Origin of the sequence: Roseobacter sp. HKCCA2468, from assembly GCF_037805105.1 — a bacterium.
GTDB lineage: Bacteria > Pseudomonadota > Alphaproteobacteria > Rhodobacterales > Rhodobacteraceae > M30B80.
This window is the reverse complement of the sequence record NZ_JBBLYN010000018.1, coordinates 1-3,298: the sequence shown is the minus strand read 5'-3', so window position 1 is coordinate 3,298 and position 3,298 is coordinate 1. Positions and strand designations below refer to the sequence as shown.

The following is a 3,298-nucleotide window of genomic DNA, read 5'->3' as shown; positions in this document are numbered from 1 at the left end:
AGGTCATTGTCGCCAGACACAATGCTCAGATCCGTCACATTGCCCGCACGATCCACAATCCCCGCGTCAGGCGCGTTAAACGAGACCACCGACAAATCAGATGTATTCCCATCCGCCTCGTCCACAGTATATTTGAACACCAACCGCGAATGCCCAGTACCAGACAGGTATGTCGCACGACCGCCATTAGACAGCGTCAAATACGGCGCAGGCGTGCCCTGAACACGCACAAGCTCACTCAAATGCGCGTAGATATATAAAACATCATCCGTCTTATAAGTGCCATCAACCGAGCTAAACCCAGTAATCACAGCACTCGTCGTGTCGACAGAGATACCCGCATTCAGCTGATTGCTGGCCTCAACAAAATAATCCTCAAGCTTGTTGCCCGCCACATCCAGCAAAGACGTGTCATTCTCAACAAGCGCCAGCACCCTCAAGGTCTCGCGATCAACAAGCTGCGTCACATCCTCAGGCGTCGAGACCTCATACTCAAACGTCCAAGTCTTCCCACCAGAACCCGCAACATAACGCGCCTCCTGGCCATTGTTCAAAGACAGATGTGGCAGAACATGCTGGCTCAGATCAGGCTCCAATTGAAGCGTCACAGCCTCCGTAAACGTCACATCAATACTGATCGTATCCCCAAGGGCATAAGACCCCTTAACGCCCGCAATTTTCTCAATCTTAGGAGGATCCGTATCAACCGGCTGGACAAAAACCGATGACGCACGGCTCAAATTACCAGCACCATCCGCAGCAGCACCCGCCTCAACATAAACCTTGATCGGCTGACGAGACCCCTCAAGAGGGCGCACCATAATGCTGTATTCACCCTCAGCATTCGGACCATCAAAAGAGAACGCAACCTTCTCGCCGTTGACAACCTTCACATCAGCATCCGTGAAGCCCGTCACAGCCTCAGAGAACTGAAGCGTAAAACGAACATCCTGACCCCTATGCACCACACCCAAAGCGTCCGAGCGGATCTCAAGCTCAGGATACGTGCTGTCCAAACTGTAAGACCCAGACTGCGCCTCACCCAAACCAAGATTGCCCGCCTCATCACTTAAACGCGACGCATCCAAGCTGATCACAAGCTCATCCGCCTCAATATCCCGAACAGGCGTGTAAACAGCGTGCCACGTAATGTTGTCAGTCGTCGTAAACGACGACAAACTCCCATGCGGAACACTAAAATAACTCACATCAAGCTGACGAACCGGCTCACTCAAAACAACCGTCACATCCGCATCTTCACCCGCAGACAAAGACGTGTCCGACAAGCTAATAGACACAACCTCAGGCAATGTCAGGTCAATGCGAACCGCTTCCGACGCCAAACCGCTCAACGGCAAAGTCATCTGCGCATCAGCGCCGCCAATCAAACTACGGATCTCAGCATTGTTATACTTAAAATCTTTAATGCTCAGGTCATACTCTTCATAAAGAGTGCCCGCATCCTCACGAACATCCGTCGCTAAAACATCATACACAAACCAAAGCGTCGTCGGCGTCGATTTCTCAGCATCAAAAATAGCCTCACGGCCATTGTTCAACTCCAAAGATGGATCGCCCTGCGTCGTGTCAACAACAACGCCCTTGCTCATCGCAAGCGCTATCTCAATCTGCTGACCTGCCTTATACTCACCCGCATTCGCAGACGTCTCCGCAATCTGCGGACGCGCAGCGTCAATGTTCACCTCATTGCGCTCAGCAAGGTTATTCATACCAAAACGGATCGCCACATTCGCACGGTTGCCCGAGGCGTCAGCAATGACAGACCCATTCTCCGCAAAACCTAAAACATCCAAGTCCTGCGCATCATTGTCACCCGTCGCAACCGCATAGCTAAACACCATGCGATCCCCATCATGCGAGACAAAACTCGCATAAGACCCATTCGACAGTGCAAGGATCGGAGCGCCACCCGCATCATCAAGCGTCACATCCTCGCTAAACTGAACATCAAGAAGAACCTCATCACCCGCCTGATACAAACCATCATCAGCAGAGACATTCGTAATACTCGGAACAACACCATCAATGACAATATTCGTCGCAAATGCCAAATTGTTCACACCAGGCGTAATCTTAACCTGCGCGTCATTGCCAGAGATGTCATGGATGCGGCTGGCATTCTCAACCAAAGCCAAACTGTCCAAATCAGACGCCTCATCACCACGCTGAACAGTGTAGCGGAACCTAAGAGACGTTGTGCCACTGCCACTCGCGTAATGCGCAACCTGACCATTGCTCAAAGCCAAAATAGGATTAGAACCAGCGTCAGCATAGATCGGGCTGACCGTCACAGGCTCATTAAATTCAACATCAATATAAATGTCCTGGCCCGTCGTATAAGACGCAGCCGCAGACGTGATACGATCAATCACAGGCGCAGTCTCATCCCAAACAAAACTCGCCGAGAACGGATCATTATAATTGCCAAGCGCATCCTGGATAACATTATCCGAAAGGCTCAATGTAATCGAACCAGATGGATTAGACGCCTCCGACGTCACACTCAAAGTATACTTAGAATCCGAGAGCTTCGAGAAAGTCCCCGCAACCCCATTCTCAACAATAAGACCGCTCTCAGACAGATCCGTGACAGCCTCGCCAAAATCCACAGTCAGCAAACGACTGCCATCCGCCTGCGCAACACTGCTCACAACAGGAACAGGACCACGGGTATCAATCAAAAAATTCGCAGACGCCGCCAGGCCAATGCCAGGATTACCAGCATCATCAAAAACCTTAGAGTTGTCCAAAACCAACGCGTTGGTCGGATCCTCAATGCCAAGCGCAGGCGTAAAAGTCCCCGTCCAAACACGGCTGCGAGCCCCCGTCTCGTCGCCAGAACCCCCAACAAGATCAGACAAAGTCCCATTCAAAACAGTGATCGCAGAACGAGGATCCTCAACCTCCTCGTCAAAGGTCACGGTAACACTCGCAACCTCATTCGCAATCAAACTGGTCTTATCAATGCTGATCGTCCCAGAAGGACGAGACGTATCAACCAAAACATCCGCATCAAAAGACAAAATCCCAGGCGCAACCTGAACCGTCGCAGCATTGCCCGTCACCGCCGATTTGAACGCGCCATCCGCAACGTTCAAACTCACAACATCCAAATCCGCGCTGCTCTGAGAACTGCCCGTCACATCATACTTAAAAACCAAAAGGCTCGAACCCGAACCACTCACATAACGCGCAACACCGCCATTAGATAAATTCAGACCAGGCGTCCCAGTGACCGTAACCGCCTCACTAAACGTCCCCGTAAACGTAATGCTGT

Annotated in this window: 1 protein-coding gene; it reads right to left on the bottom strand. The window is 51.3% G+C overall.

Annotated features, from left to right (window positions below; translation table 11 throughout):
- Positions 1-3,298 (bottom strand): Ig-like domain-containing protein (locus AAC620_RS12305; RefSeq protein ID WP_340245399.1); only part of this gene is annotated, 3,298 nt, incomplete at both ends.